This window comes from Streptomyces sp. 150FB (assembly GCF_000818195.1).
In the GTDB taxonomy this organism is placed as follows: Bacteria; Actinomycetota; Actinomycetes; order Streptomycetales; family Streptomycetaceae; genus Streptomyces.
In genome coordinates this window covers 9,248,999-9,251,178 of the sequence record NZ_JTHL01000001.1, presented here as the reverse complement: position 1 = coordinate 9,251,178, position 2,180 = coordinate 9,248,999, and the positions used below count along the sequence as shown (strand labels likewise).

General features: G+C 69.7%; 2 protein-coding genes. Both read left to right on the top strand.

The window, feature by feature from the left end:
* Positions 1-53 precede the first annotated feature (53 nt).
* Positions 54-1,076 carry an LLM class flavin-dependent oxidoreductase gene (locus QR77_RS39610; RefSeq protein WP_040026755.1) on the top strand — a complete coding sequence of 341 codons (1,023 nt, stop codon included), beginning with the start codon at positions 54-56 and terminating at the stop codon, positions 1,074-1,076.
* A 247-nt stretch (positions 1,077-1,323) separates the two neighbouring features.
* A partial coding sequence (locus QR77_RS39605) for a LacI family DNA-binding transcriptional regulator (protein WP_078877686.1) occupies positions 1,324-2,180 on the top strand: 857 nt, incomplete at its 3' end.

Below are 2,180 nucleotides of genomic sequence, written 5' to 3'. Positions count from 1 at the left end.
CCCCCTGCCCGAGGCGGGGAATCAAACCTGGTCGCCGGACGGTTTCGACAAGTGTGAAGAAGATCGGATTCCTCTCCTTCGGCCACTGGTCACCGAGCGTGCACTCGCAGACGAGATCAGCCGCCGACTTTCTGCACCAGTCCATCGACCTGGCGGTCGCTGCCGAGGAGCTCGGCGTGGACGGCGCGTATTTCCGCGTTCACCACTTCGCTCAGCAGGCGGGCAGTCCCTTTCCCCTGCTCTCGGCCATCGGCGCGCGGACCTCGAAGATCGAGATCGGCACCGGCGTGATCGACATGCGCTATGAGAACCCGCTGTACATGGCCGAGAACGCCGGCGCCGCCGACCTCATCTCCGGCGGCCGACTTCAGCTCGGCATCAGCCGTGGATCGCCGGAACAGGTGATCGATGGCTGGCGCTACTTCGGCTACAGCCCAGCCGAGGGCGAAACGGAAGCGGACATGGCCCGCCGGCACACCCAGGAGTTCCTTGAGGCGCTCACAGGGGAGGGCTTCGCGAAGCCGAATCCGCGGCCGATGTTCTCCAACCCGCCGGGCCTGCTGCGTGTCGAGCCGCACTCGGAAGGGCTTCGCGAGCGGATCTGGTGGGGGTCCAGCTCGAACGCGACAGCCGTCTGGGCCGGGAAGCTGGGGATGAACCTGCAGAGTTCCACGCTGAAGGACGACGAGACGGGCGAACCGTTGCACGTCCAGCAGCGCAAGCAGATCGAGGCGTACCGCGAGGCGTACAAGGCGGCAGGCCACGCGCACGAACCGCGGGTGTCCGTCAGCCGCAGCATCTTCGCGCTGACCAACGACATGGACCGGGTCTACTTCGGCGGAGACCGCAACTCGCGGGACCAGGTCGGCATGATCGATGAAAAGACCAGGGCGATCTTCGGACGCTCGTACGCCGCGGAGCCCGATGTGCTGGTGAAGGAGCTCAAGGAGGACGAGGCCGTCCGAACCGCGGACACTCTGCTGCTGACCATCCCGAACCAGCTCGGGGTCGACTACAACGCCCATGTGCTGGAAAGCATCCTCACCCACGTGGCACCGGAGCTGGGCTGGCGCTGAGGGTTCTGCCGCCCCGCGCGCGGGCAGGCTGCCTTCCCGGGGCCGAAGAAATCAGTGTTCTCCCAGGGCGGTGGCCGACGACGGCCACCGCTCTCCCCCTGCCGCCCATCCCTCCACGGGGTAGCCCCGCCTGAACGGCCCCCGCGCGAATGGCCCCGCGTGGCCGGGCAGTCACCGTTCGATACGATGGCGCACCACCGCATCCGCACGCTCGAAGGCGCCGTGCCGCACGACCGAAGGGGTCGAGATGGCTACCATCAGGGACGTCGCCCGGCGGGCGGGAGTCGCGCCGAGCACCGTCTCCTACGTGTTCAACGGATCCCGGAGCATTTCCGAGGAGACCCGCAAGCGTGTGCGGGAGGCCGTGGACACCCTTGGATACCATCCCCGGGCCAGTGCGCGGACGCTGCGCAGCAGTCGTACGCAGGTGATCGCGCTGGCTCTGCCGCGTGCGGCGGGGCTCCAGCACTCCGTGGACGGGCGGTTCGCCATCGATGTCAGCGACGCCGCCAACGCTCTCGGCTACGACCTGCTGCTCACCACGTCCCAGGACAAGGCCGGCGGGCTGCGGCGCGTGGCGCTGAGCGGACTCGCGGACGCGGCGGTGCTGATGGCCGTCGACATGGAGGACGCGCGGATCGACGTCGTACGCGAACTGGCCTTTCCCGCCGCGCTCATCGGGCGTCCCGCCGACGAGGACGCCCTCCCCTGGACCGACCTGGACTGGGAGCAGGCGGCCGCGCTCGCGGTGCGTGAACTGTGGGCGGCCGGCCACCGCGATCTGGTGTACCTCGCACCGGGTGAGGCCGAGGTCCGGGCCAGGCGCAGCTACGCGCTGCGGGGCATCGCGGGCGCTCGCGACGGCGCGCGCGCCACCGGCGCCGCCGTCAAGGTGGTCCACTCGGTCGACGATCCCGCCAAGCTCGCACGCAGACTGCACAAGCTGCTCATCGACCCGGCGGGCAGCGGGCGCGGGAGCGCGCCGACCGCCCTGGTCGTGCAGCACCCCTCCGCGCACCACCACATCCTGGCGTCCGTGACCGCGGCGGGGCTGCGCGTACCGGAAGACCTCACCGTCGTGGTCATCGGCACGCTCCCCGGCGA